Annotated in this window: 20 protein-coding genes; 6 read left to right on the forward strand and 14 right to left on the reverse strand. The window is 68.0% G+C overall.

What is annotated here, in order from left to right:
* Window positions 1-27 precede the first annotated feature (27 nt).
* The gene (locus ACFJIT_RS18050; RefSeq protein WP_379654487.1) at window positions 28-2,658 is read right to left on the reverse strand and encodes a PAS-domain containing protein; all 2,631 of its coding nucleotides are present in this window, start codon (window positions 2,656-2,658) and stop codon (window positions 28-30) included.
* Window positions 2,659-3,391: 733 nt separating this feature from the next.
* Between ACFJIT_RS18050 and ACFJIT_RS18055 the strand changes: the two genes are divergently transcribed.
* The 3 genes from ACFJIT_RS18055 (at window position 3,392) to ACFJIT_RS18065 (ending at window position 8,331) form a co-directional block, all read left to right on the forward strand.
* Window positions 3,392-4,714: a dicarboxylate/amino acid:cation symporter gene (locus tag ACFJIT_RS18055; RefSeq protein WP_130521572.1), complete on the forward strand. Its 1,323-nt coding sequence runs from the start codon at window positions 3,392-3,394 to the stop codon at window positions 4,712-4,714.
* Between the two features lie 183 nt (window positions 4,715-4,897).
* Window positions 4,898-7,192, forward strand: a complete 2,295-nt coding sequence (locus ACFJIT_RS18060) for an NADP-dependent malic enzyme (protein ID WP_130535963.1) — start codon at window positions 4,898-4,900, stop codon at window positions 7,190-7,192.
* A gap of 653 nt (window positions 7,193-7,845) precedes the next feature.
* The gene (locus ACFJIT_RS18065) at window positions 7,846-8,331 is read left to right on the forward strand and encodes a hypothetical protein (RefSeq protein WP_379654488.1); all 486 of its coding nucleotides are present in this window, start codon (window positions 7,846-7,848) and stop codon (window positions 8,329-8,331) included.
* Window positions 8,332-8,514: 183 nt separating this feature from the next.
* Here ACFJIT_RS18065 and ACFJIT_RS18070 read toward each other — a convergent pair whose 3' ends face one another.
* Together ACFJIT_RS18070 and ACFJIT_RS18075 are read right to left on the reverse strand one after the other, a co-directional pair.
* Window positions 8,515-8,799 (reverse strand): helix-turn-helix domain-containing protein, encoded by a 285-nt coding sequence (locus tag ACFJIT_RS18070; protein WP_130535961.1) that lies wholly within the window; start codon window positions 8,797-8,799, stop codon window positions 8,515-8,517.
* 312 nt (window positions 8,800-9,111) lie between these two features.
* Window positions 9,112-9,432: a helix-turn-helix domain-containing protein gene (locus ACFJIT_RS18075; protein ID WP_205953641.1), complete on the reverse strand. Its 321-nt coding sequence runs from the start codon at window positions 9,430-9,432 to the stop codon at window positions 9,112-9,114.
* 294 nt (window positions 9,433-9,726) lie between these two features.
* Between ACFJIT_RS18075 and ACFJIT_RS18080 the strand changes: the two genes are divergently transcribed.
* Window positions 9,727-12,042, forward strand: a complete 2,316-nt coding sequence (locus tag ACFJIT_RS18080; RefSeq protein ID WP_379654489.1) for a TonB-dependent receptor plug domain-containing protein — start codon at window positions 9,727-9,729, stop codon at window positions 12,040-12,042.
* A gap of 20 nt (window positions 12,043-12,062) precedes the next feature.
* Entirely contained in the window at window positions 12,063-14,135 is a 2,073-nt protein-coding gene (locus tag ACFJIT_RS18085) for an Atxe2 family lasso peptide isopeptidase (protein WP_379654490.1), read from the forward strand.
* Here the strand turns inward: ACFJIT_RS18085 and ACFJIT_RS18090 are convergent.
* The 7 genes from ACFJIT_RS18090 to ACFJIT_RS18120 form a co-directional block, all read right to left on the reverse strand.
* Window positions 14,126-15,856 carry an asparagine synthase-related protein gene (locus ACFJIT_RS18090; RefSeq protein WP_379654491.1) on the reverse strand — a complete coding sequence of 577 codons (1,731 nt, stop codon included), beginning with the start codon at window positions 15,854-15,856 and terminating at the stop codon, window positions 14,126-14,128. The genes ACFJIT_RS18085 and ACFJIT_RS18090 overlap by 10 nt on opposite strands.
* A complete protein-coding gene (locus tag ACFJIT_RS18095) occupies window positions 15,856-16,524 on the reverse strand; it encodes a lasso peptide biosynthesis B2 protein (RefSeq protein ID WP_379654492.1) in 669 nt (222 codons plus the stop codon). Before ACFJIT_RS18095 ends, ACFJIT_RS18090 begins: the two co-directional genes overlap by 1 nt.
* A 43-nt stretch (window positions 16,525-16,567) precedes the next feature.
* Window positions 16,568-16,708: a benenodin family lasso peptide gene (locus ACFJIT_RS18100; RefSeq protein ID WP_379654493.1), complete on the reverse strand. Its 141-nt coding sequence runs from the start codon at window positions 16,706-16,708 to the stop codon at window positions 16,568-16,570.
* A gap of 114 nt (window positions 16,709-16,822) precedes the next feature.
* A complete protein-coding gene (locus ACFJIT_RS18105; protein WP_379654494.1) occupies window positions 16,823-17,446 on the reverse strand; it encodes a GntR family transcriptional regulator in 624 nt (207 codons plus the stop codon).
* Between the two features lie 190 nt (window positions 17,447-17,636).
* Complete coding sequence (locus ACFJIT_RS18110) at window positions 17,637-19,475, reverse strand: hypothetical protein (RefSeq protein WP_379654495.1); 1,839 nt, start codon at window positions 19,473-19,475, stop codon at window positions 17,637-17,639.
* A gap of 20 nt (window positions 19,476-19,495) precedes the next feature.
* Entirely contained in the window at window positions 19,496-20,437 is a 942-nt protein-coding gene (locus tag ACFJIT_RS18115) for an ABC transporter ATP-binding protein (RefSeq protein ID WP_379654496.1), read from the reverse strand.
* The gene (locus ACFJIT_RS18120) at window positions 20,437-20,847 is read right to left on the reverse strand and encodes a GntR family transcriptional regulator (RefSeq protein WP_205953642.1); all 411 of its coding nucleotides are present in this window, start codon (window positions 20,845-20,847) and stop codon (window positions 20,437-20,439) included. The genes ACFJIT_RS18115 and ACFJIT_RS18120 overlap by 1 nt, the downstream gene beginning before the upstream one ends.
* 159 nt (window positions 20,848-21,006) lie before the next feature.
* Between ACFJIT_RS18120 and ACFJIT_RS18125 the strand changes: the two genes are divergently transcribed.
* Complete coding sequence (locus ACFJIT_RS18125; protein ID WP_379654497.1) at window positions 21,007-22,506, forward strand: serine hydrolase; 1,500 nt, start codon at window positions 21,007-21,009, stop codon at window positions 22,504-22,506.
* Between the two features lie 332 nt (window positions 22,507-22,838).
* On the opposite strand, the gene ACFJIT_RS18130 is transcribed toward ACFJIT_RS18125, so the two are convergent.
* From ACFJIT_RS18130 to ACFJIT_RS18145, 4 genes are read right to left on the reverse strand one after another with little or no spacing between them, the layout of a single operon-like run.
* A complete protein-coding gene (locus ACFJIT_RS18130) occupies window positions 22,839-23,738 on the reverse strand; it encodes a ParB/RepB/Spo0J family partition protein (RefSeq protein ID WP_130521603.1) in 900 nt (299 codons plus the stop codon).
* Window positions 23,738-24,538, reverse strand: a complete 801-nt coding sequence (locus ACFJIT_RS18135; RefSeq protein ID WP_130532011.1) for a ParA family protein — start codon at window positions 24,536-24,538, stop codon at window positions 23,738-23,740. The genes ACFJIT_RS18130 and ACFJIT_RS18135 overlap by 1 nt, the downstream gene beginning before the upstream one ends.
* 55 nt (window positions 24,539-24,593) lie before the next feature.
* On the reverse strand, window positions 24,594-25,232 hold the full coding sequence (rsmG, locus tag ACFJIT_RS18140) for a 16S rRNA (guanine(527)-N(7))-methyltransferase RsmG (protein ID WP_379654498.1): 639 nt from the start codon (window positions 25,230-25,232) through the stop codon (window positions 24,594-24,596).
* A gap of 11 nt (window positions 25,233-25,243) precedes the next feature.
* Window positions 25,244-25,891 carry a 4'-phosphopantetheinyl transferase family protein gene (locus ACFJIT_RS18145; RefSeq protein ID WP_379654499.1) on the reverse strand — a complete coding sequence of 216 codons (648 nt, stop codon included), beginning with the start codon at window positions 25,889-25,891 and terminating at the stop codon, window positions 25,244-25,246.
* Window positions 25,892-25,966 lie beyond the last annotated feature (75 nt).

The following is a 25,966-nucleotide window of genomic DNA, read 5'->3' on the forward strand; positions in this document are numbered from 1 at the left end:
CCCTGCGACAAGACCAACGCCTCAGCCTCAGCGCAGCCTCCCACTCGCCATCAGGCGCTGGGTCAGCACCGCACGCAGCGCAGCCGGCGTGATCGGCCGCGCGAGAAAGCCGTGGCCGTGCTCGAGCGCTTCGGCGCGCTCGCCCGGCGCGCCGATCAGCACCAGCGGCGGCACCGGCTCCAGCGCAGCCACGGCCGCCGCACCGCGCCCGTCCCGCCAGCGCAGATCCATCAGCACCAGGTCGGGCGGCGCCTCCTGGCCGGCCAGCGCCTCCAGCGCCTGCGGCGCGCTGCCGCCGGCGACCTGACAGCCCCAGCTGCGCAGCAACGCCGTCAGCGCCTCGCAGGCCTGCGCATCGGCATCCAGGCACCATACCCGCGTGCCCTGCAGCGGCTGTGCGGCCAGCGCGCCCGGCACCGGCGCACGCGGGGCGGCTGCCGCCGGAGGGGGCGCCGCCGCCAACGGCACGGTGATCGCGAACACGCTGCCGCGTCCGGGCCAGGAGCGCAGCGACAGCGGATGCTCCAGCAGCCGCGCGGTGCGCTCGACGATCGACAGGCCCAGACCGGCGCTGCGGCGGTCGTGGCGCAGGCCGTTGTCCAGCCGCGCGAACTCCTCGAAGATCGCCGCGTGCTTGTTCTCCGGGATGCCCACGCCGGTGTCCCACACCTCCACGCGCACCGCACCGGGCACGCGGCGGCAGCCCAGCAGCACCTTGCCGTGCGGCGTGTAGTGCAGCGCGTTGGACAGCAGGTTCTGCAGCACCCGGCGCAGCAGGGTTGGGTCGGTGCGCACCCGCGCGCGGGTGCCGACCGTGTGCAGGACCAGGCCCTGCGCCTGGGCCAGGATGCCGAACTGCTCGGCCAACCCGGCCAGCAGCGGGCCCAGCGCCACGTCCTCCAGCTTGGGCTGCAGCACGCCTGCCTCCAGCCGCGACACTTCCAGCATCGAGGCCAGCAGGTCGTCCTGCGCGGCCAGCGCGGTCTGTGCGCGCTGCATGAGGTCGCGCTCCTCCTCGCCGTGCAGCTTGCCGCGCAGCGCGCCCAGGAACATGCGCGCGGCGTTGAGCGGCTGCAGCAGGTCGTGCACGGCCGAGGCGACGAAGCGCGCCTTGTAGCGGTTGGCGTTCTCCGCCAGCGCGGTGGCCGCGCGCAGGTCGGCCGTGCTCTCCTCCACGCGCCGCTCCAGCGTGCTGGCCAGCGTGCGCAGGTCGCGCGCGGCGGCCACGTAGGTGGTGATGTCGGCGAAGCTGGTGACGAAGCCGCCGTCGGGCATCGGATTGCCGCGGATCTCCAGCACGCGGCCGTTGGGCAGCTCGCGCTCGTGCATGTGCGCCCCACCGCTGCGCAGATGGTCCAGGCGGCGCTGGATCGCCTCCTCGGCCTGGCCCGGCCCCAGCCAGCCCTTGCGCGCGTTGTGGCGGAAGAAGTCCTCGATCGGCCGGCCCACCTGCATCATCTCGGCGGGGAACTGGAACATCTCCTGGTAACGGCTGTTCCAGGCGATCAGGCGCAGCTGCGCATCGACCACGCTCACGCCCTGCGGCAGGTGTTCCAGGCTGGACTGGCCCGAGGCTGCCGCGCGCGCGGCATCCACCAGCCCGTCCTGGGCCGAGCGCAGCGCCTCGGCGTGGTGGGCGACCATGCGTTCGAGTTCCTCGCGGCTGCGACGGCGGTGCTCGGCCAGGCGTACGCGCTGGCGCACGAACAGCCCCAGCAGGATCAGCGGCAGCCAGCACGCCACCGCCACCGCGACCGCGCTCCAGGCCGCGGCGACGCTGCGATCGCGGCGCAGCGCGTGCAGGGTCCACGCGGGCCCGTCCAGCGGCAGCGACTTCCACAGCCACAGCCCGCGTGCGCTGGGGTTGCGCAGCTGCACGCGGCGGTCGCCGCCGGGCAGGGTATCCACCACCTGCAGGCCGGCCAGATGCAGCGGCTGGCCCGCGTACTGGCGCGTGGCGTTCAGGTCCGCGTTGTCGCGCTCGGTCAGCGGGCGCAGCTCGCTGTAGCGCCAGCGCGGCTGGCTGGCCAGGAACACGATGTCGTGGCTGTCGCTGAGCAACAGCAGGTCGCGGCTGTCGCGCCACTCGGTCTCCAGCGCGTCCAGGGTGATCTTCACCGCGATCACGCCGAGCCGGCGCCCGTGCGCATCGCGGATCGCCTCGGAGATGAAGTAGCCGGCCACGCCGGTGGTGACGCCGATGCCGTAGAAGGTGCCGGTGCCGTCGCGCATCGCGTTGCGGAAATACGGGCGGAAGGCGTAGTCCTGGCCGACGTTGCTGCTGGGGTCGTCCCAGTTGCTGGCCGCCACGGCGATGCCTTCGCGGTCGATCAGGGTCAGCGTGGACACGTGCGTGGCGCCGTTGGCCACCACCAGCTTGCGGTTGAGCGCGGCCACATCGCGCGCCTGCTGCGGCTGCTGCAGCGCCGCGCGCAGTTCCGGATCCAGCGCCAGCACGGTGGGCATCACCCGGTAGCGCTCGATCAGCCGCTGCAGCGACTGCGCGCGCAGGTGCAGCTGGTCGGCCAGCGCCCGCTGCTCGCTCTCCAGCGCGGCCTTGCGCGCCAGCACCGCCGCGCCGATGGCGGTGGAAGCGATCGCCACGGCCAGCAGCGACCAGCCGGCGATCCGGATCAGGCGTGGAGAGAGGCGGGGCACGGCTGAGGCATGGAAACGAACGCGCAGGGCACGAGCGCGGCATGGTCGCACACGGCGAGCATGCCGCGACGCAGGCGCCGACGCCGCGCCGCGATTAGGGCGAACCAAGCGAAAGAGCGTGCTGCTCCTGTACGCCAAGAGCAAATGGAAAGCGGAGCCTGAGCGCGCGCACTCCTCCGGCATGTGCGAGAGACCCGCAGAGCGCAAGACCGGCCCCCTCCCTTTCGCCGCAGGCGAAGGGGAGGGCTGGGGAGGGGTTGCTTTTGCTTCGCCTCTCCAGCCACTGCGCAAAAAAGCGACCCCGTCCCAATCTCCCCTGCCCGTGCTGCGGGCAAGGGGAGGGGCGCAAAGCGCGGCCGAGCGCGAGCGTCGCCTCCCGGCCTCCTCCGTCGCATGCGAAGCGCCAGCAGCTCGCAGAAACGGTCGCTTCCTTTCGCCGAAGGCGAAGGGGAGCTCGAAGTCGCGGCTAGCGACTGAGGGGGAGGGGTCGCTTTTGCTTCGCTTCTCCAGCCACCGCGCAAGAAGCGACCCCCTCCCAACCTCCCCTGCCCGCGTTGCGGGCAAGGGGAGGGGCAAAAGCGTCGCGGCCAGCCGTGGAAACGCCGCCAAAGGCCTGTTAATGACGCTTAGTACCAATGTGCTAATGCCCGCCGCCGCGGCAGGGGCTACCGTGCGCCTCGTTCCGTGGGTCGTACCGTCCGCCCGCGCCTCTCTCCTCAGGAGTCCACCGACCATGCACATTCCCAGCGCCGGCGTGGCGCCGTCCAAGCCGCTCCCGTTCTACCGGCACCTGTACTTCCAGGTGATCGTGGCCATCATCATCGGCGTGCTGGTCGGCTACTTCGACCCCAAGCTGGGCGAGGCGCTCAAGCCGCTGGGCGATGCCTTCGTCAAGCTGGTGAAGATGATCATCGGCCCGGTGATCTTCCTGACCATCGTCACCGGCATCGCCGGCATGACCCATCTGCGCAGCGTGGGTCGGGTCTTCGGCAAGGCGATGATCTACTTCCTGTTCTTCTCCACGCTGGCGCTGATCGTGGGCATGGTGGTCGCCCACGTCGTGCAGCCGGGTGCGGGCATGAACGTCAACGTCGCCGACCTGGACCACACCAAGGTCGACCAGTACGTCAACGCGACCCACGACATGACGGTCACCGGCTTCTTGATGGACATCATCCCCAAGACGCTGATCAGCCCGTTCGTGGGCGACAACATCCTGCAGGTGCTGTTCGTGGCCGTGCTGTTCGGCATCGCGCTGGCGATGACCGGCGAACGCGGCCGGCCCATCGTCGATTTCCTCAACGCGCTGGTCACCCCGGTGTTCCGCCTGGTGCACATCCTGATGAAGGCCGCCCCGATCGGCGCCTTCGGCGCGATCGCCTTCACCATCGGCAAGTACGGCCTGGCGGTGCTGGCCAACCTGGCCTGGCTGGTGGGCAGCTTCTACATCACCTCGCTGCTGTTCGTGCTGGTGATCCTGGGCATCGTCTGCCGGCTGTGCGGCTTCTCGGTCCTCAAGCTGATCCGTTACCTCAAGGCCGAGCTGCTGCTGGTGCTGGGCACCTCCTCCTCCGAGTCGGCGCTGCCCTCGCTGATGGAGAAGATGGAGCAGGCCGGCTGCAAGAAGTCGGTGGTGGGCCTGGTCGTGCCGACCGGCTACTCGTTCAACTTGGACGGCACCAACATCTACATGACCCTGGCCGCGCTGTTCATCGCCCAGGCGACGAACACCGAGCTGACCCTGGGTCACCAGATCACGCTGCTGCTGGTGGCCATGCTCAGCTCCAAGGGCGCGGCCGGCGTCACCGGCGCGGGCTTCATCACCCTGGCCGCCACGCTGTCGGTGGTCCCGGAAGTCCCGGTGGCCGGCATGGCGCTGATCCTGGGCGTGGACCGCTTCATGTCCGAATGCCGCTCGCTGACCAACTTCACCGGCAACGCGGTGGCCACCATCGTGGTCTCGCGCTGGGAGAACGCGCTGGACCGCGACAAGCTCAACGCGGCCCTGGACGGCAAGCTGGAGTCCGATCCGGACCGCCTGCCGATCACCGCGTAAGGCCCTGCCGCGCCAGATGCCTCAAGAGGCCGGGCCCACAAGCCCGGCCTCTTGCGTCTGACGCCATGACCGAGCGCAAGCGCCCGGTTCCCGCCAGGTGGGACCCCCCGCCGCCGCCACTGCCGGTCCACTCAGGATCGCGGCGCTAGAATCCAACCCCCATCGAAGATGCCCACCACGCCGATGTCCAAAGAAGAATTCAAGCAAGCCGCGCTGGATTACCACAGCCAGTCGCCCGCCGGGAAGATCAAGGTCATCGCCACCAAGCCGATGATCACCCAGCGCGACCTGGCCCTGGCCTATTCGCCCGGCGTGGCCTATGCCTGCGAGGAGATCGCCGCCGATCCCAAGGCCGCCAGCACCTATACCGCGCGCGGCAACCTGGTGGCGGTGATCACCAACGGCACCGCGGTGCTGGGCCTGGGCGCGATCGGCCCGCTGGCCGCCAAGCCGGTGATGGAAGGCAAGGGCGTGCTGTTCCAGAAGTTCGCCGGCATCGACGTGTTCGACATCGAGATCAACGAGACCGACCCGGACAAGCTGATCGAGATCATCGCCTCGCTGGAACCGTCCTTCGGCGGCATCAACCTGGAGGACATCAAGGCCCCGGAGTGCTTCAAGGTCGAGCGCACCCTGCGCGAGAAGATGAACATCCCGGTGTTCCATGACGACCAGCACGGCACCGCGATCATCGTCGGCGCCGCGGTGCTCAACGCCATGATCGTCACCGGCAAGAAGATCGAGGAGGTCAAGCTGGCGACCACGGGCATGGGCGCGGCCGGCATCTCCTGCGTCAACATGTTGGTCTCGCTGGGCCTCAAGCCCGAAAACATCCTGGCCCTCGACCGCGAAGGCGTCATCCACACCGGTCGCACCGACCTGGATCCGGACAAGCAGCGCTACGCGCGCGACACCGACAAGCGCACCCTGGCGCAGATCGTCGAGGGCGCGGACATCTTCCTCGGCCTGTCGGCCCCGGGCATCCTGACGCCCGAGATGGTCAAGTCGATGGCGCCGCAGCCGATCATCTTCGCCCTGGCCAATCCCAACCCGGAGATCATGCCCGAGGTCGCCAAGGAGGCGCGCCCGGACGCGATCATCGGCACCGGTCGTTCGGACTATCCGAACCAGATCAACAACGTGCTGTGCTTCCCCTACCTGTTCCGCGGCGCGCTGGACTGCGGCGCCACCGGCATCAACGAGGCGATGAAGGTCGCCTGCGTGCGCGCCATCGCCGCCCTGGCCCGGCGCGAGGCCTCCGACCTGGGCGCGGCCTATGGCGGCGAGACGCCCAGCTTCGGCCCCGATTATCTGATCCCGCGTCCGCTCGACCCGCGCCTGCTGGTGGAGTTGTCCAGCGCCGTGGCGCAGGCGGCGATGGACTCGGGGATCGCCGAGCGCCCCATCGAGGACATGGAGGCCTACCGCAACACGCTGAGCCAGTTCGTCTACCGCACCAGCCTGATGATGAAGCCGGTCTACGACCGCGCCCGCGCCGATCGCAAGCGCGTGGTCTACGCCGAAGGCGAGGAGGAAGTGGTGCTGCGCGCGGTGCAGACCGTGGTCGATGAAGGCGTGGCCTTCCCGATCCTGATCGGCCGCCCGGAGGTGATCGACCAGCGCATCAAGCGCATGGGCCTGCGCCTGGTCGCCGGCCAGGACTTCGAGGTCACCAACATCCACGACGACCCGCGCTTCAACGAGTACTGGCAGACCTACCACGCGTTGACCGAACGCCGCGGCGTGACCGTGGCCGCGGCCAAGGAGCTGATGCGCTCGCGGCCGACCCTGATCGCGGCGGTGATGGTGGCCCGCGGCGAGGCCGACGCCATGCTCACCGGCATCGTCGGACGCTTCCACAAGAAGCTCGGCTATGCGCGCAGCGTCATCCCGCTGGAGCCGCGCGTGAGTTCCACCTCGGCCATGACCGGCGTGATCAACCAGCAGGGCGCGTTCTTCTTCGTCGACACGCACGTGCAGGAAGATCCGACCGCCGAGCAGATCGCCGAGGCCACGCTGCAGGCCGCCTTCCGCCTGAAGCTGTTCGGCATCGAGCCCAAGGTCGCGCTGCTGTCGCACTCCAACTTCGGCAGCCACGATTCGCGCGACGCCCTGAAGATGCGCGCCGTGCGCGAACTGCTGCTCAAGCGCCGGCCCGATCTCAACATGGACGGCGAGATGCAGGGCGACACCGCCTGGGACGAGACCCTGCGCCGGCAGATCATGCCCAACAGCACGCTCAAGGGCCGCGCCAACCTGTTCGTGCTGCCCAACCTGGAGGCCGCCAACATCGCCTACAACCTGGTGCGCGTGTTCACCGAGGGCGTGGCCATCGGCCCGATCCTGATGGGCGTGTCCAAGCCGGTCCACATCCTCACCGCCAGCGCCACCCCGCGCCGCGTGCTCAACATGACCGCCATCGCCGCGGTCGACGCCCAGATCCGCGAGCAACTGGCCAACCGCGGCGAGGGCGAGTAAGCCGGTCGGGCCCCGCGTGACGCGGGGCCCTGGCGTGTACCGGGTCCCAGGCATCTACTGGGACCTAGGCATCGCCTCAACGCCACCGCATACGGGCAGGTTCGGATAACCCGTCACGAGTCTCCACTCGTCGCGCACGCCTGCGCCGACCCGGAGAGCGCCCGGCCGCGCCGGGTTGATCCGGTCGCCGACTGCAAGATGGGAGCAACTCTCCTCAAATCTCGTAGCCGCCCGTCTGTAGAGCGGAGCTCGCTCCGCTGCTTTTCGTTCGGTTAGTGGGGAAGGCCCCAGCGGAGCAAGCTCCGCTCTACAGGTGAGAGCCCCGTCGCCGCCATGGCGGCTCCCACAGGATCTCCATCAGCCCGTCATTCCCGCGGAAGCGGGAATCCATGGACGTTCCGCTCACCACCCGCGACCCGCCGCACCGCGTCCCACGCCGCCACAGCCGGGCCCCCCGGCTGTCGTGTCGGCTGGGCCGCGTAGCGATGAGTGGTGAGTCTCCCTGCATGCCGCGGTGAAGAAGAACTGCGGCATGCATCTCCACCCACAAACCTGCACGCCCGCCAACCGCTCGCAGCACTCCGCTTGAAACGCGCCCAGCCCGCACGCATTCCCTTGCCGCGCCCGCGGTTGGGCGCTCTTAGGAGAAATGCATGCCGCACCATGAAACCGTCGCGTTGACCGGCGTCGTCGAACACGTCTTCGCGCATCGCTTCACCCTGCAGTCCGGCGACCAGGTTCACCTGGCCGACCTGGGTCCCGAAGGCGCCGAAGCCTTTCCCCTCCATCAGGGCCTCTCAGTGAGACTGGAAGGCGAACAACGCCCCTCGGAGATCAAGGTCACCCGCATCAGCAAGAAGGGTGGACGCTTCGTCGAGGTGGAGCACAAGAAGCCCCACCACGGTCCCAAGCATCACCACCATCACCACCCGGATGTGCCCGCCGATCCGCGAGCCGCCCTGACCGCCGTCAAACAGGCCGGATGGACCACCCACGGCAAGCCGGAACGCAAACCGAAACACTTCGAAGTGCTCGCCTATCAGGGAGAGGGCGACTGGACCGAACTGCACGTCGACTTCGCCGGCACGATCTACAAGCAAAAGCCCGCCGACCCCGACAAGTGGGGCCTGGAAGCCTGACCCACCAAGCGCCCCGGCCCCGCCGGGGCGCTTTTGTCTTCGAACGGCGGTACGACACGTCTAAGTCCGGGCCATGAAGCACGCGGCAATCGGGACGACTGTAAGGACGTCTCGTCGACACCCGCTGGCGGCCCGTTGTGCGGGACGGAACGCGCGAGGCCCCGCTAGCGTCGCAGCTTCGGACTAGCGCTTGCTCCTCGGCCGCTCCTTGAACTCGGCAATCAGCTGGGCGAGGTCATCGTCCTCAGCGTAGAAGTAGGCGACAGGGCGCTCGAGCACGGCGGCCAGCCGCTGCAGGGTCTGCAGGTCGGGCTGGTGGACGCCGGTCTCGTAACGGTTCACACGCGTGCTGGCGACGAATTCGTCCAGGCCGGCGGCGATGCCGAGGGCGCGCTGCGAGATCGCATGCGCCTCGCGCGCCTGACGTAGCCTGCGGCTGTAGACGGGGAGCGGCGGCTTGTCAGCCACGGGCGCGTACTTGTGTGCCTTCCATGCAGGAAAGCTTCCGGTCGCCCGGGCTGCCTCGATACTACGATTTACGTAGCCTAGCGAGCGCGGCGATGAAGTTGCGCAAGTAGAACGCGGCGTACGGCCAAGTTTGTCTTGGTCGGCCGCGGTGCGGCTGCACGCGCCGAGGCGCGTGTCTTGGTCAGGTGTGTGCTGACTCTGCTAAAGCAGAACTGTTTCAGCGCTTCTTTTGGGCAGCGGTCGGCCCATGGCTTCGACGTGGCCGTCGAGTCCGCGTCGTCAGACCTCTCCCGCGATCAACTTCCTCGAAGATCAGGCCTGTCCCAGCTGGCGCATGACCCTGGCAAGGGTGCGGAAGGGCTCCTCACTCCGATGCGCGTCCAGGACGCTCAGCGCCTCTGCGTCATCCTCGATGTAGAAGAAGCTGATCGGCAGCGCCAGAACGTCGGCGAACAGCTTCTGCAACCCGAGTTTGGGCTGATGGACGCCGGTTTCATAGCGACTGATCCGCGCACTGGCACCGGACTCATCCAGGCGCGCGGCGACCGCCAGATGGATCTGGGAGAACCCGTAGAAATCCCGCGCCTCGCGCAGGCGTCGGCCGTAGACATTGCCTGGCGGCTTCCGCGTCATGCGTGCATATCAGTCCTCGATATGCGGAAGCTTCAGAAACGGCGCTTGACATCGATACTACGTAAAACGTAGTGTTCACAGTGCTACGTATATCGTAGCCATGGGGCCTTTCGCCTTGAGAGCTGGCGCGTGCGGCCGCCGCTCGGCGTGGGCGTGGGGAAAGCAAGTCAACAGACGGGAATACGCCTTCGTTTGCGGCTGTCCGACAGCCGCAACGCTCAGGTCGTGCCTGTCGGATGCCAACGGGGAAGACGCATCATGGATTCGCGGCAATCACGACATGTCGTTCGCAGCATGCTGTTCTGGGTCGCAGTCGCGCTGAGCGGCGCGGTCGACGCACAGGAAGTCACACGCAAGACCGATAGCGACAAGCAGCCCACGGACTCAGGGCACGACAACCAGTCGACCCCGTCCGCCGTTCAACTCGACACCGTCCAGGTCACCGGCACCCGCATCAAGGGCGGCACCACGCCTTCGCCCGTGATCACCATCGACAGCACGCGCATCCGCGAGGAAGGCTTCACCGACCTGGGTGAGGTGATCCGCAGCCTGCCGCAGAACTTCGGGGGCGGACAGAATCCGGGGGTGGCCACCGGCGCGGCGGCGGGCGGCCCGGCCAACCAGAACATCACCGGGGGATCGAGTCTTAACCTGCGCGGCCTGGGCCCGGATGCAAGCCTAACCCTGCTAAACGGCCGCCGCTTGGCGTACAGCGGATTCGCCCAGGCTGTCGACCTCGGCGCGATTCCGCTGGATGCGGTCGATCGGCTTGAGATCGTGCCGGACGGGGCCTCCGCAGTGTACGGCTCCGACGCGGTCGGCGGTGTCGCCAATGTCATCCTCAAGCTCGACTTCGAGGGGATCACGCTCGGCGCACGCTATGGCGGCGCGACCGATGGCGGCCTGGCCACGCATGAGGCCACCGCGACCGCCGGCACCACCTGGGCAGGCGGTGGACTGGTGGCGGCGTGGAAACAGGCCTCGAACGACCCCATCCGTTCCGATCAACGGGACTACACGGGTGCCATGCTGCGCCCCTCCACGCTGTGGCCCGATGGCGAACTGCGCAGCGGCGTGCTGAGCCTGCACCAAGCACTGGGAGAGACGCTCGAGCTGCGGCTGGACGGCTTGCGTAGCGCGAGGGAAACGCAGACCTCCCAGTCCTACGGAAGCGTCTATTACCCCTATCGGGCCAAAACCCATACCACGCTGGTGGCACCGAGCCTGCTATGGCGCCTGAGCGACGACTGGACCCTGCAGCTGGACGCAGCGCTCGGCAAGGACAAGACCGCGTTCGCCCAGCCGGCGATCCTGGCCGCGACAGGACAGTCGCTGAGCAGCGGCACCGGCGCCTACAGCAACGCCAGCCACAGTTATGAGCTTGGCGTGGAGGGCGCGCTCTTGTCCCTGCCTGCCGGTAATGCGCGGCTGGCGGCTGGCGCGGGATACCGTTCTAACGATTTTCTCTACCAGCGATATGCCGACGGCGCCCAGGCCAGCCGCTTCGCGTACGCGGAGGTCAGCGTCCCACTCATCGATGCCGCGCAGGGCGCTGGTGGGGTGGACCGTCTCGAACTGACCGGCGCGGTCCGCACCGAGGATGGCGATTACGGCAGGGTCAACACGCCAAAGCTGGGACTGATCTATTCGCCGAGCTCCGGAATCACGTTCAAGGCGGCGTGGGGTCGGTCATTCAAGGCCCCAACGTTGATGCAGCGATTCTCCGGGCAGACCGGTATCTATTACCTCGCTTCGACGTTCGGCGCGACGGGCCTTCCGGCGGATGCCACCGCGCTCTGGCTCTCCGGCGGAAACCGCGATCTGCGACCGGAACGTGCGCGGACCTGGAGCGCGTCGCTGGCCTTGCATCCCGAGGCCCTGCCGGGGCTGGAGACCGAGCTGACCTGGTTCGACATCGATTACACCCAGCGCATTCTGCAGCCCATCACCTCCTACGATGTGTTCGGCAACGCGACCTATGCGGATTTTGTGACGCTGGCGCCGACGGCCGGCGAGCAGTCCGCGGCACTGGTCGGGGTGAGCGATTTCTACAACTACGCCGGCTCGCCCTATGACTCGAACAAAGTGGCGGCAATCATCGATGGCCGCTATGTCAATGCGTCGCGCCAGCGGATCAAAGGGGTCGATCTTTCCGGCGCCTATCGCTTCGAGGCCGGCGAGGGCGATCTGACGGTCCGGGGCGCGGCGAGTTGGCTGGACAGCAACCAATCCATCGCGGCGGATCAGGCACCCGTTGCGCTGGCAGGCACGCTCTTTCATCCAGCCCGCATCAGCGCCCGGCTGGGAATGGTGTGGGACCGGCGGGGCATGACGGCGAGTCTGTTTGGTAATTACAAAGAAGGCGTCAGGGATGTGACGCGCGATACCCGCGGCGCCTCCTTCACCACCCTCGACGCCACGCTCCGCTATGAGACCGACCCCGGCAGAGGGCCCTGGCGCGAACTTGCGTTCGAGCTTGCAGGACAGAACCTGCTTGATCGCGCGCCGCCCTCCTATCTCGCGCCCTCGCCGAGCTACGCACCTTATGACTCGACGAACTACTCGGCCATCGGGCGCTTCCTCAGCATGTCCATCTCCAAGCACTGGTGATGGACATGCGACGGCTGATATTGCTGACCCTGCTGGTGCCCGGATACGCGGTCGCCATGACCGCGGTCGAGCCACGGGATCTGGTGGAAGTCGCCGATTTCGGGGCGCCGGTGATTTCGCCCGATGGCCGCTCAGTGGCTTATCGGGTCGAGCAGGCCTCGGTGGAGCGCAATACCTACGACGCCTTTTGGTACGTGCAGTCGCTGGAGCCGGGCGCCTTGCCCAGGCGGGTCGCCGACGGTGGTGTGGTGCTGCGCGATTCGGCCGGCACGCCCTTGCCCGCCACGGTGCTTTGGTCTGGCGATGGGCGATGGCTTTACTACCGCGCCTTGATCGACGGCAGGCTCGATGTCTGGCGTGCCTCGGCCGATGGGCGCGGGGCGCGGCCCGCCACACAAGACTCGTCTGATGTGCGGGCATTCTCGCTCTCGCGGGATGGTCGTAGCCTGCGTTACAGCGTTGGCGCCGAGCGCGAGGTTGTCGCGGCCGCAGAGCAGGCCGAGTACGACCGGGGCGTCCGGATCGACGGCACGGTGCCCATCGGGCAGGGGCTGGTGCGCTCTGGTGCCGTCGATGGGAGGCTGGCGACCCAGCGCTACGCTGGCGTCTGGTTCGATCGCGCCTCCTTGCTGGCCGATGTGCCGGACCGCTGGAAGGCCTTGGATCTTTGGACCGGAGCGCTCGTCGAGGCCGGACAGGCGTCGGAGGGCGTCACCCCGGACGAAGCGCGCATCGTCCGTCGGTTCCCGGATGCGTGGAAAACCGCCGTGTCCGCCGACGGTCGCTGGGTCGCTTCGCTCACCCGCTTCGGCGAGAAGGCCGGTCTGCAGTCGCCGCCCAACGTCAGGCTGTCGGCGGCCACGCTCGATGACCGCCGCCCGCCCGTCGTATGCACGCATGCGCTGTGTACGGGTCAGGCGATCTCGACCATCCAGTGGCGGCCGGGACGCGACGAGGTCCTGTTCACCGTGACCGATCGTCTGGCCGGCGGCGCGCAGTCCATCTTTCGATGGAATGTGCGGACGGGCGAGGTCCACGCGGTGGCCAGGGCGGCTGGGCTGCTCAACGGCGGCCGCGAGATCGGCAGCCGATGCGGGGTATCCGCCCACACGCTGGTGTGCGTCCGCGCCAGCGCGAACCAGCCGCCACGTCTGGAGGCCATCGACATCGATCGTGGAAGTACGTACGTGTTGCATGATCCCAACGCCGCCCTGGGTCATGCGCTCGCCGCTTCGACGCCCGCCATTCCCCTGCGCTGGAGCGACGCGCGCGGGCAGGTCTTCACTGGCCAGTTCTATGCCGCCAGGTTATCGCCTGGGCAGCCGGCGCCGCCCTTGTTCGTCAACTACTACCTGTGCTCGGGCTTCGTCCGTGGCGGGGTAGGCGATGAGTGGCCCTTCGCCAGCCTCGCGGCAAACGGGATCTCCGCACTGTGCATTAACGACACGCCGTATCGGCTGGATCCGCTGTCGCGCTACGAGGACGCGCGCTCGGCGGTGGACAGCGCGGTCAGGCAGCTTGCCGGCGAGCATCGCATCGACCCGCACCGCGTAGGCATGGGCGGCCTGAGCTTCGGCAGCGAAGTGACGTTGTGGGTCGCCATGCAAACCGATCTGCTCTCGGCGGCGTCGGTCAGTTCGCCCTCGGTCTCTTCCACCTATTATCTGTTCGGATCGTTGAAAGGCGATATGTTCACGGCCGGGTTGAAGGAACTCTGGGGCTTGGGCGCTCCCGACCAGACGCCCGAGCGCTGGAAATTGCTGTCGCCGGAATTCAATGTTGACCGCATCCAGGCGCCTATCCTGTTCCAGATGCCGGAGCAGGAATACCTTCCGGCGCTGGACTATGCGGTGGAGCTGATACGACGGGGAAGGGCGGATCTCTACGTGTTCCCGAACGAGCCGCATCAGAAGTTCCAGCCCCGGCACAAGCTGGCGGTCTATGAGCGCAATGTGGACTGGTTCAGGTTCTGGCTGCAGGGCGCCGAAGACCCGTCCCCGAACAAGCAGGCCCAGTACGTTCACTGGCGTGAGATGCGCAGGCAAGGCAAACCCATGCCTGCCGAGAATTCCGCACCGTCGCGTCAGCGATGATGACGCACCCAGTTCTCGATCATGCAGAGATCGAAGAGGCGCATGAAAGTGTTGTCCCGCGCGACCGGGGGCTGTGTCAGATAACGCTCGAGCGCCGCTCGATCCAGCAGGCCCTGGGATTGAAGGCTGCCCTCCAGCAGGAAGCTGGCGATGGCCTGCCTGCGCCTGCGATACACGCCGGCGGTGTAGTTCATGAAAGTGCCCTTGCTGCGTCGGTTGAGGATGGCTTTGGGCAGATTCCCGCAGAACGCATCGCGTGCGATGGCACGGTTCCGTCCGCCGTCAATCCACATCCAGCTGGGGACGCGCAGACAGGCCTCCACCACGGGCTGGGCGAGCAGGGGCATACGGACGCGACGCCCGCTGCCCCTCGGCGTTGCGTCGCCGAAGAGTTGGGTGCCGATCAGCCCCAGGACGCGCTCCCGGTCACCAGTGAGCGCGCTCCGAGGCGCGCTGAACCAGGGGTGGGGTTTCAGGGGAGGCAGTTGCCAGCTTGCGCTGAGAAACCGTGTGTCCGGTGCGGGAGGCCAGTGCGGCCGCCGATAGAGCTTGCGCAGGGTCAGCCTTGCGGCCTTGGCCAAGGTGCAGCCGTGCAGCCGGCTGAGGTTGCCGATCGCCTTGAATCCCTCCGCCAATCCGCAAGCCCGGAACGCGTCCGCAGCTGGCGAGGCCGTGGTCAGGTAAGCGAACACCGTGTCTCCGCCGCCGCCGGAGAACATCGCGCTCACCTCGGCCTTTTCGGCCGCCTCGTCCATGATCCGGCCGACACTACGACTCAGGACCCACACGGCCGGGCGCAACGACGACGCCGGCACCGGGAAGTCGATCTGTGCATCATCGAAGTCAAGCGTGCATGCGCGAAGTTCCACATCCAGTAGCTCGGCGATCAGCGCGGCATAGCGGCGCTCGTCCGCCCCGCGCAGCGGCGTGACTGCGGTACAGCACGCTACTCGCGCGGACGTTTTGGCCAGGCATGCGCCGACGATGGAGGAATCCAGCCCGCCAGAAAGCTCAAGCAATAGACTGCCATCCTCGCTGGCCAGGGCATCGACCACCTTGGTCACCGACTCACGTACCGCGCCGGCCGCTGCCTCAGGATCGCGCTGGTGCTGCGCTCTTCCCATGAACTGCCACGGCGTCCACACCGCTTGGCCGTCCGCGCCGCCTTGCGCGGTCAGAGTAACGGTGCTGCCAGGAAGCAGCTCCTGGATGCCGTCCAGCCCCGTACGTTCCAGCTTGAGGTGAGGGTAGGCCACACAGTGTTGGATGAACGTCCAGTCGATCACGCTGCGATACAGTCCAGCAGCGGCGGCGATGGCGACGCTTGAGGTCAAAAAGCGGCAAGACTCACGCGCCTGAAAGGCGCAACTCACGGCGCCGGAAGGATCACGCAATACCGAGATGGCCTCGCTCTGGTCGTCGTCAGGAAGCAGCAGCACATATTGGCCCCAGAAGTGCTCGAGCAGCCATCTGAATATGATTCCTTTCTCCGTCCGCTGCGGAAGGACGGATGTGAGCTCAGCCTCACGCCCGCGACTGTCGTAGAGCTTTCCCACGCATAGACCGCCGCCGGGCAGCTTTGCCACAGGCGTCGTGTACGGCGCGAAGAGCGTCGCCCGGCCAACCTGGCCGCGAGATCGCATCCCCAGACGGGTGAGTTCAGCGAGGACGCTTGCGCGTTCTGCATCTTCGGCGAAGAGCACGATGTAGTCGTAGGGCATCAGATCACCCGGATCGGCACATGGGACTCCGCGGAGCCCAGCGTGTCGTTCAGTACGCAACAGCCGCTTTGCACCCATGCGTGCGCGGAGAACGGATCGCACGCGATGCCAATTACCAACTGTGCGTCATGCCCATGCTCCTGCAGGAAGCGAATAAGGGCCAGAGAGTCGATCAGGCAGCGCATCTGGATGGGGACGTAGGGTCGGACGATGTTGAAACTGGCGGCCAGCAGGAGCAGCTCGTCGCTCGGCGCCGTGCGATCAGAGGTCCTGCCGTGTGTCCGGTTCCTGCGCAGCGCTCTGGCGACCTCTCCAAGGGTGCGTGTCCCGAGCCAATTTCGCGCCCCGATCACAGCGCGAAAGACATCGATGATCAGGCGAAACGGGAACCCCCTCGGCGCCCGACTCGCCTCCACTGCGCTCCACTCCGGAGTTTCAAGAGGCGCGGGCGGATTGGAGAAACTCGTTGGCGGCTCCTGTTGCAGAATTCTGTGCGCGACGAGGCGTTCGATATCCAGGTCTCGCGGATTGTGAGTCTCGCAGTAGCGGCGAAAGCTGCGCTCGAGCTCGTCGGAAAGCGAAAAGTACCGGTCCTTTTCGATATCCAGAAAAACGAGCCGGCCATCCAGCTCGCAGAACGAAAGATCAGGATTCAATTGGATGCTCATGCGGCCCCCTGGAGAGAGGCGCGCCTTTCGGCGCGCCCCTGCCTTACTCCTCGGAAATCCCCGGACCGGGGTGGCCCCCTATCGGTTCATTGGAACCGACACTCCCCCTGGTCTCCACACTGGCCACGCCCAGCTCGATGATGTCCGTGGAAGCGGTATCGCGTGCCTTCTCGTTGGTGTCCATCGCTGTCTCCTTGGGTTGTGTCATGGCGATTCCATGACAGGGTCAGCCTGGGATGGCGAGGGCGTGTTCTCAAGTAATTTCTGTTGTGTATTTGAAGAATTCTTTTGACCCGCTTCAATGCAGGCGGTCGCAGCGCTCGGCCAGCAGGGCGACGATCTGCGGGACCAGTTGCTTGCGGCGGGCGTGATACTCCCGCAGCGCCTGCTCCAAGTGCCGAGCGTCACGATCAAGGAAAAGCTGTTGGAGCCGATCCAGCTCCTCCGTATCGTCGATCATCAACTCCCGCTTGGCGCGGCGGATCGGCGCCAGGCGGTCGTTGTTACGGCGCACGGCTTGATGCAGCGACCACTGTCCGCCGCTGCGTGCGATCGCATCGAACAGCTTCCACGTCCGTTTCGGCACGTCGTCGTCAGCTGCGGCCAGCACACTGGGATACGGCGACACCTTGCGAACTGGCGAGGTACAGGCCAGGACCAGCAGCTGCTCCATCCAGTCGTACTGGTCGCGCAGGCCCAGCTCGGTCGGCAGCGGCACCTGGAAGCCATGACGTGGGTGATCGGCGATCACGCCTTCGCCCGCGAGGCGATACAGCGCGCATCGCACTGGTGTCGGGCTCATATGAAACTCGTGGGCGAGCGATGCCGGGTCGATGCGTTCGCCCGGGACATAGCGCCCCGACTGCAGGGCGCGCCTGACCGTGCTGTACAGCAGTGCCGTCTTGGACCGTACTGGATCCATCCTGCGTGTCCCCGTCCGTGTCGCGCCGCCTCCCCGCGCCCGATCGTACACGCATCGCGCCGGAAATTTGGAGCGCGTCGGTGCGATCTGAGTGCGCTGAATTTAGGTGTCGGCGACCATGGGTATCGGCGTGACCGCAAGGCGCTGCCGGGACGGCCCCGGCGCGCGCCTCAGCGCTGAGAGACGAACATCAGAAGCTGGGCCGTGCGCGCGGTCTCATCAGCATCATGGCGGCCAGCCCCGGCAGACCGACGAGTCCGCAGAACACGATCCACGCGAGGCGGACTCGTCCTGCAAGACCTCTGCGATGCGCGTAGTAAGAGGCGCACGCGGCGGAAGCCAACAAGAGGCACCCTGCGAACGCCATGATCGACATGGGCATGGGCATGGGCATGGGCATGGGCATGGGCGCGGGCGTCGCAGCGGACAATGGCGAGGTGGGCGCGAACACGGCGCGCGCCTGTCCCAGCGCAGCGTGCAGCGCGGGCGAAGGCCACCAGCTCCGATAGCGATGCAGGGCCGGGTAGTCGAAGGACAGGGGCGTGGAATGCAGCACTGCCGACCTTCCGTCATCGAAGCCGCGCAGCAGGAACAGCGCGGGTCGCGTGCCGTCCTCGGTATGCGCCAGTTCCGAGTCCACCAGGCAGACCAGCACGCCGTCGCTCAGGGCGATCATGTCGAGGCTGCTCAGTCGTGCGGCGGCAGCAGGTAACGCGATGCGCGTCAGGAGTTTCGACGAAGCCGCATCATCCAGGGCCGGATCGGCACGGAAGAAGTACAGCGCCTTGTCGCTCATCAGGACCCATCGCCCACCGATGCGGCCGACGCCTGCGATGGTCTCGTCGTTGGGAACAGCGAGCCAGCGCGTGATGATCTGGTAGGCGCTGTCGTACCGGTACAAGGTGTCGCCGGCGAGCAGCACCGTGTCGTCGTCGGGCAGGCCGGGCAGGTGACCGATCGGTACGGCCACGCGCGGAAACGCCTCGCGCTGCGGTCCGATGCCCAACGTGCCGACGGCGCGCCCGTTGAGCAGGTTCTCGCCCTGCAGGCGCATCCGGTCATGGCTGAAGGTCCAGCGGACGTGGCGCTCCGGATCGTCGAACTGCAGGGATGTGAGGTTGCTCAGTGCGTTGCGCTGGGGCAGCTGCCGGAAGCGAACGATCAGGCGCTGCGGCTTGCCCGCCTCGACCGCAGCCTGCAGCCGCTCCAGATCGGCAGGCCGCGCGTCGTGCAGCGCCCTCAGCATGCGCGCGCGCGGCTCCATCTTCTCCGCCTCCGTGTGGCCGCCGGGCGGCGGCACGGCGGTGTTGAGGGGATGCGAGCCCTGCGCGATCCACAGGAACTCCACGCCGAACAGCATCAGCAGCACGACCAGATATGCGCCCGCGCTCAGGGGCAGCGCCAGCAGCGCGCTCGCCCACGGGCCACGCGGCGTGGCCCCGACATCGGGCCTGAAGGCGCACAGCACCAGGGCGAGCAGCCAGGCGGCGACCAGCAGCTCGACCGCCAGCATCGCGATCCCGGTCGCATCGGCGAACGCGAGCCAGGCCAGCAGCGCCACGGCCGCCAGCGCGGTCCGCGGCCCGCGCAATGCCCAGAAGGCACCCGCCAGATAGCCCGCCATCGCGCTCAGCCATGCGGCGCCCGGCAGCAGCCAATGACGCAGATCGACCACGCGCGCCGTCGTGCCCTGCTGCCAGGCGGCAAGCAGCAAGGTCGGCAGCAGCACCGCGACCAGCAGGACCACGCCAGCCGCGCCGCATAACGTGAGCGCGATGCGCGTCGGTGGCACAGGGCGATGCAGCAGCGTGACCCAGTGACTGCCGCGGCGATAGCCGCCTATCTGATACAGCCCCAGCAGCGCACCGGCCAGCGCGTAGACGCCGCCGATGGCGCGATGGATGGGCAGGGTCTGCTGCGCCAGATCCATCAGGCGGGTGCCGAAGCCCAGCGCGCACAGGTGCACGAGCGCGGCGATGACGGCCCAGGTGCGGAAGCGCACGCATTCGACCTTGAACAGGCTCCACATGATGTGTCTCAGGACTGGCGTCAGTGGGCGGGCGGGGCCGCGTGGCGCATCGACAGGAAGGCGTTGACCGCGCGGTCCAGGCTGACCGGCATGGCGTCGATCGAGCGGGCGCCCGCGGCGCGCAGGAAGTCGGCGAAGGTCTCGTCCTGATCCAGCACCAGGTAGTGATGCAGGCCGTCGAGCCGGCGCGCTTCCATCAGGCCGGGAATCGTCTCGTGCGGCGGACCCTTGAACGGGATGTCCGCGATCCAGTAGGTGACCCGCTCGCAGAAGCCTTCCGGCGCCGACATATGCCTGAGCCTGCCGTCCTCGAGCAGGATGAGGTTGTCGGCGACGCGCTCGATCTCTTCCATCTGGTGCGAGCAATAGATCACCGTGCGGTCTTCCATGACGTTGCTGTGCAGCAGCGATTCGAGGAAGGCGCGCTTGGCGACCACGTCCAGTCCCAGGGTGGGCTCGTCCAGGATCAGCAGTTCGGGACACTGCGCCAGGCTCAGGGCCAGGTTGAAGCCGGCGCGCTCGCCGCGCGAGAGCTGGGCGATCTTCTGCGTGGGCAGCAGCCGGTAGTGGCCGATGACCTCATCGAAGATCGGCTGCCGCCACTGCGGATACTGGCGTCGCTGCATCGCGGTGATCTCCTCGACCCGCATCCAGCCCGGCAGCGTGTGTTCTTCGTTGACGAAGCCGATGCGGGCGCGGTCGCCGGGCGTCAGCCGCTGGCTGTCGCGGCCCAGGATGCGCGCCTGTCCGCCGCTGGGCGAGAGGAAACCGAGCAAGATGCGGAACAGCGTGGACTTGCCCGCGCCGTTGGCGCCCACCATGGCGTGGATCTGGCCGCATTGGATGCGAAGGTCCAGCCCGTCCAGCGCGAACTTGTCGCCGTAGCGCTTGCTCAGCCGCACGGTCTCGATCGCCAGATCGTGCGCGCCGTCCCTGGCGCCGAACGTGTCGGAAGTCTCCATCACGCACGCTTGCGCGGAAGCGCGCGCTCGAACGCGTCGGCGATGCGCTGCTGCACGGTCTTGGCCGGCAGTCCGAGTGGGACGACGTCGTTGACGAACGTGGCGACCGCCTCATCCAGCCGGCGTTCGCGCTCGGCATCGGAGAGCCGTTGCCGAGGTGGCGCGACGTAGAAGCCCATGCCCTGCCGCGAATCGAGCCAGCCTTCGGACACCAGCTCGGCATAGGCCTTGGCCACGGTGTTGGGATTGATCGTCAGCTGCTGCGCCAGCCCGCGCACGCTGGGCAGCTGCTGCCCGTGGGCCAGCTCTCCGGTCGCGATCCGCATGCGGACCGCATCGGTGATCTGCCGCACGATGGGACGTGGATCGCCGGTGGCGATCTGGATCATCAGCGCTGCGGTACGGGCCACGTCGTCGCTCCTGTTGATGTGTACTAATACAAATAGTACAGTTGCCTTCGACGGCTGTCCAGCACGGTTGGCCGATCGCCACGGCGCCTGCATCGGCAGGCGTCTTTTTTATCCCATCTGTACTAATTGTATTAGTACAGAAAAACAGAGGAAACTCCGATGGATGCTCTACGCAAGCTGGCCCAGCGCATGCCGCGCCTGGCCGTTGTTGCAATGTCCTGTGCGGTCCTGCCCGTGTTCGCGCGCGTGCCCGACGCGGGCCCCGCTCGGTCCGCCGAGGTCGCGCGCTATTTCGAGAACTGCCATGCCGTGAGGGTCTGCAACGGCAGCTTCCTGGTCACGCAGCACGGCAAGGTCGTCTACCAGGGCGCCCTGGGAGAGGCCGACGCCAGCGCGCAGGTCGCGCTGACGGTAGAGGATGCCTTCGACATCGGCTCGGTCAGCAAGCAGTTCGCGGCCGCGGCCGTGCTGCGTCTGGCCGAGCGGGGTCAGCTGACCCTGGACGACCCGGCCGCCAGGTACCTGCCGCAGCTGCCCTATGCCGACATCACGCTGCGCCAGCTGCTCACCCACACCTCGGGCGTGCCCGATGTCTTCCCGCTTTACACGCAGCTCCTCAAGCGGGGCGAGGTCGCCACGGCGATGCGCGGCGACGAGGCGGTCGCGCTGCTGGCGCAGCACAAGGCGCCGCCGCTGTTCGCGCCCGGTTCGGCCTTCGAGTACAGCAACACCGGCTACATCCTGCTCGCGCAGATCGTTGGCCGCGTCTCGGGCATGGACTACGCCGAGTACCTGCAGCGGGAGTTCTTCAAGCCGCTGGGCATGATGCACACGCGCGTGCGCCTGCCGGACAACGATGCGCTGATCCAGCCGCGCGCATGGGGTTTCATCGTCCGCCCGGACGGCAGCCGCAAGCCGTTCGACCAGATTCCGAACTTCTATCCCGTCGGTCCCGGCGGCATCTATTCCACCACGCACGATCTGCAGCTGTGGGCCGATGCGCTCCAGCAGGGCCGGGCGATGTCCAAGGCCAACTGGGCGCTGGCCACGACGTCGGCCACGCTGTCAGATGGCAGCAAGGTGCCGTACGGCTTCGGCTTCAAGCTGGTGGACTCAGCGCTCGGCCGTCGCATGGTCACCCATGGCGGCGATTGGCGGGGCTTCAAATCGGATCTGACCCTGTTGCCCGAGCAGGGCATCCAGATCGTGATGCTGACCAACAATGCGCAGGACGACAGCGTCGAGGCGGCGCGCGACGCCGTGGAAGCCATCCTGGCGGGCAAGCCGCGCCCGATGCTGCGCATGTCGGTGCACTGGGACCTGTACAAGCAGGCCGACAGCCTGGATGCGGCGCAGATCGCGCGCTGGCTCGATCAGCAGTGGAAGGCGGTCCCGCAGCGCTACGACTTCCCGGGTCAGCCGCTGGAACAGGTCGCCGGCGAGCTGCTCAAGCGCAAGGCGGCGGACAAGGCCGTGGCCGTGCTGGCGTTCAACGCCCGCATCCATCCCAGCTCGCTGGACGCTCTGGACAGCCTGGCCGATGTCTATCGCGAAACGGGGAACCGCCAGGCGGCCATCGAACAGCTGCAGAAGATGATCGCGCTGAAGCCCGAGTCCAGGCGCCTGCGCCAGCGTCTTGCGCAGCTGCAGGGGGAGTGAGCGGCCGGACACCCGCCATCACTCCACCATCCCGGGACATCGCACCGTCATTCCCGCGAAGGCGGGAATCGAGGGACTTCCGCAGGGAAGCATCGAGGCGCTGGGTTCGCGCCTACGCGGGAACGACGGTTTGCAGGGTGCTCGGGCTCGGACTGCAGTTCGTCATCCAGGCAAGCTCCGCCGGGAGCTCGCAGCTGCGGCGGCCACCCATTGCCTGCACTCACGCCTTCAACCGCAGCAGCAAAAGCGATGAGCGCAACGTCCCTGGATTCCCGCTTTCGCGGGAATGACGGCATGAAGGCGGTGCTTCGGCGCTGCCCTTCCTGTGCGGCTCAGTCCCGCTTGCCCCGCAGCCGCTCCAGCACGCCTTCCAGCGTGTCCAGATCGGTGTAGTGGATCACCAGCTTGCCGCGGCCGTTACGGCCGTGCGCGATGGCCACGGTCGTGCCCAGCGTCTCGGACAGCTCGTTCTGCAGGGACGCGATATCCGCCTGCGGCACGGCCCGGGCCGGCTTCTTCTTGCCGCTGACCGGCACGCGGCCGGCGGCGAACTGCGAGGCGCGGTGTTCGACCTCGCGCACCGACCAGCCTTCGTCGGCGGCCTCGGCGGCCAGCTTGCTGGCCAGCTCCGGCGACAGGGTGAGCAGCGCGCGGGCGTGGCCCATTTCCAGCCGGCGCGCCTCGAGCAGCGCGCGGATCGCCGGCGGCAGCTCCAGCAGGCGCAGCAGGTTGGACACCGCCGCGCGCGAACGGCCGACGGCCTCGGCGGCCTGGCCGTGGGTCAGCGAGAATTCGTTGATCAGCCGCTGCAGCGACTGCGCCTCTTCCAGCGGATTGAGGTCCTCGCGCTGGATGTTCTCGATCAGCGCCATGGCGATGACGGTGCGATCGTCCAGCTCGCGCACCACCACCGGCACTTCGGCCAGGCCGGCCTGCTGCGAGGCGCGCCAGCGGCGCTCGCCGGCGACGATCTCGTAGCGGCCATCGTCCTGCTGGCGCACGACGATGGGCTGGATCACACCCTGGGCCTTGATCGAGTCGGCCAGTTCGTCCAGCTTGGCCGGGTCCATCGCCATGCGCGGCTGGTAGCGGCCCGGCTGCAGCTGCCCCACGGGCACGTTGCGCAGGACTTCGCCAGGCTGGGCCTCGGCCGGTGCGGTCTCGGCGGCCTTGGGGCCGAGCAGCGCTTCCAGGCCGCGGCCCAGGCCGCGCTTCTTCGGGGCGGCGGACATCAATAGGTCTCCATGGGGGGAAGCGGAGCACGCATGCGCTCCTGCTGGCGACGGATCAGTTCACCGGCCAGGCCAAGATACGCCACGCCACCGCGCGAGGTCCGGTCGTAGCCGACGATGCTCTGGCCATGGCTGGGCGCCTCGGCCACGCGCACGTTGCGCGGCACGATGGTGCGGAACACCTTGTCGCCGAAGTGTTCGGTGAGTTCGGCCGAGACCGCGTTGGCCAGGTTGTTGCGCACGTCGAACATGGTGCGCAGCACGCCTTCGATCTCGAGCTTCGGATTGAGCCGGCCGCGGATGGCGCTGATGGTGTCCATCAGCGCAGACAGGCCTTCCAGTGCGTAGTACTCGCACTGCATCGGCACCAGCACCGCATCGGCGGCGGTCAGCGCGTTGAGCGTCATCAGCGACAGCGCCGGCGGGCAGTCGATCAGGATCCAGTCGTAGTCGGCGCGCAGCGGCTCCAGCGCCGACTTCAGGCGCTGCTCGCGCTCGGGCTGGTCCATCAGCTGGATCTCGGCGGCGGTCAGGTCGATGTTGGCCGGCAGCAGGTCGAAGTCCTCGGCCGTGCGCACGATCGCCGCGCGCGCCTCGCATTCGCGCAGCAGCACCTCGAAGGCCGAGGCCTCGATCTGGCGCTTGTCCACGCCGCTGCCCATGGTCGCGTTGCCCTGGGCATCCAGGTCCACCAGCAGCACGCGCTGCGGCGTGCGCGCCAGGCCGGCGGCGAGGTTCACGGCGGTGGTGGTCTTGCCCACGCCCCCCTTCTGGTTGGCGATGGCGACGATGCGGGCCATGCGAGGGCGTGTCCTGGGGGAATGGGAAAGGAACGGGGGATTATGCGGGTTTCGGTCAGGCGCGTCCCACCGTGACCAGGTGACGCTCGCCGTCCTGGCCGGGCACGGTCAGCGGCGCGGCGTCCACCAGCCGCCAGCCGGCGGGCAGGGCGGCGATCTCGGCGTGCGGCATCACGCCCTTCATCGCCAGCAGCAGGCCGTCGGGCTTGAGCAGGTGGCCGCCGACCTCGACGATGCCGGCCAGCGTGTCCAGCGCGCGGGCGGTGAGGCGATCGAACGCGCCCGGGCGATCCAGCGCCTCGGCGCGGCTCTCGGCCACGCTGGCGTTGGTCAGCCCCAGCTGGCGCACGGCTTCGCGCAGGAAGCGCGCCTTCTTGCCGTTGCTCTCCACCAGGGTCACCTGCAGGCGCGGATGGGCGATGGCCAGCGGGATGCCGGGCAGGCCGGGGCCGGTGCCCAGGTCGGCCAGCGTGCCCTCGGAGACGAAACGGTGCATCGCCAGCGAATCGAGCAGGTGGCGGGTGACCATCTGCCGCGGGTCGCGCACGGCGGTGAGGTTGTAGGTGCCGTTCCAGCGCACCAGCAGGGCCAGATAGGCCAGCAGCGGCGAGGCCAGCGCGGTGGACAGGCCGAGGTCGGCCAGCCCGTCGCGCAGCGGCGCGTCCAGGCCGGCGGGGAGGGAATCGTGGGTCATCGCCGGCGATTTTATCGCAGGCCCGGGGCCGCACCGTCCGGCGCCGCGCGCCAGGCCATCGCCGCCAGGTAGTGCGGGTGCGGCTGCCACTGGTGCAGGGTCCAGTCCGAGGGCGCGCCCAGGCGCGGATCGCAGGCGACCAGGCGCAGCGGCGCGGCGTCCAGCGCGTCCAGGCCGCCGATGGGCGCGAACGCCAGCCGCTCCAGTCCGAACGAGATGCCATGCCCGTGCGCCTTCAGCAGCGCTTCCTTGGCGCACCACAGGCGCAGGAACGCGCCGGTGCGCTCATGCTCGGGCAGTGCGCGCAGCGCCTGGGTCTCGGCGGGGGCGAAGAAGCGCTCGGCCAGCTCCAGCGCGCGCGGACGCGGACGCAGGCGCTCGACATCCACGCCCAACTGCACCCGAGGCCCGGTCGCCAGCAGCAGCGCATCGCCGCTGTGGCTCCAGCCGACATCATGCGCGGCCAGCGCGCCTTCCAGGCGCGGGCGCCCGCGCGGATCGCGCTGCAGCGGCAGCGCCCCGGGCGCGGTGTCGAACCACGCCGCCAGCAGCGGACGCGCGACCGGCTCGCCCGAACCGCGCGCAGGATGCGAGGTCCACCACACCTGCAGCGGCCCGATGCGGCGCTGCAGGAAAAACGTTTCGCTCGGTTCAGCCATGTGCATGCGACAGGCCATGCGATGGAGATTCGTCGGAGAACCAGCCCTGCGCCTGTGAAGGCCGCGGCGCGCAGC

The sequence above is a fragment of the Pseudoxanthomonas sp. UC19_8 genome (genome assembly GCF_042700505.1).
GTDB classification, from domain to species: Bacteria; Pseudomonadota; Gammaproteobacteria; order Xanthomonadales; family Xanthomonadaceae; genus Pseudoxanthomonas_A; species Pseudoxanthomonas_A winnipegensis.

Coding starts and splice junctions, on each gene's coding strand:
- ACFJIT_RS18055 (WP_130521572.1), top strand. CDS start 3,392: ATGCACATTCCCAGCGCCGGCGTGGCGCCGTCCAAGCCGCTCCCGTTC.
- ACFJIT_RS18060 (WP_130535963.1), top strand. CDS start 4,898: ATGTCCAAAGAAGAATTCAAGCAAGCCGCGCTGGATTACCACAGCCAG.
- ACFJIT_RS18065 (WP_379654488.1), top strand. CDS start 7,846: ATGCCGCACCATGAAACCGTCGCGTTGACCGGCGTCGTCGAACACGTC.
- ACFJIT_RS18075 (WP_205953641.1), bottom strand. CDS start 9,432: ATGACGCGGAAGCCGCCAGGCAATGTCTACGGCCGACGCCTGCGCGAG.
- ACFJIT_RS18080 (WP_379654489.1), top strand. CDS start 9,727: ATGCTGTTCTGGGTCGCAGTCGCGCTGAGCGGCGCGGTCGACGCACAG.
- ACFJIT_RS18090 (WP_379654491.1), bottom strand. CDS start 15,856: ATGCCCTACGACTACATCGTGCTCTTCGCCGAAGATGCAGAACGCGCA.
- ACFJIT_RS18095 (WP_379654492.1), bottom strand. CDS start 16,524: ATGAGCATCCAATTGAATCCTGATCTTTCGTTCTGCGAGCTGGATGGC.
- ACFJIT_RS18100 (WP_379654493.1), bottom strand. CDS start 16,708: ATGGACACCAACGAGAAGGCACGCGATACCGCTTCCACGGACATCATC.
- ACFJIT_RS18105 (WP_379654494.1), bottom strand. CDS start 17,446: ATGGATCCAGTACGGTCCAAGACGGCACTGCTGTACAGCACGGTCAGG.
- ACFJIT_RS18110 (WP_379654495.1), bottom strand. CDS start 19,475: ATGTGGAGCCTGTTCAAGGTCGAATGCGTGCGCTTCCGCACCTGGGCC.
- ACFJIT_RS18115 (WP_379654496.1), bottom strand. CDS start 20,437: ATGGAGACTTCCGACACGTTCGGCGCCAGGGACGGCGCGCACGATCTG.
- ACFJIT_RS18125 (WP_379654497.1), top strand. CDS start 21,007: ATGGATGCTCTACGCAAGCTGGCCCAGCGCATGCCGCGCCTGGCCGTT.
- ACFJIT_RS18130 (WP_130521603.1), bottom strand. CDS start 23,738: ATGTCCGCCGCCCCGAAGAAGCGCGGCCTGGGCCGCGGCCTGGAAGCG.
- ACFJIT_RS18135 (WP_130532011.1), bottom strand. CDS start 24,538: ATGGCCCGCATCGTCGCCATCGCCAACCAGAAGGGGGGCGTGGGCAAG.
- rsmG (WP_379654498.1), bottom strand. CDS start 25,232: ATGACCCACGATTCCCTCCCCGCCGGCCTGGACGCGCCGCTGCGCGAC.
- ACFJIT_RS18145 (WP_379654499.1), bottom strand. CDS start 25,891: ATGGCTGAACCGAGCGAAACGTTTTTCCTGCAGCGCCGCATCGGGCCG.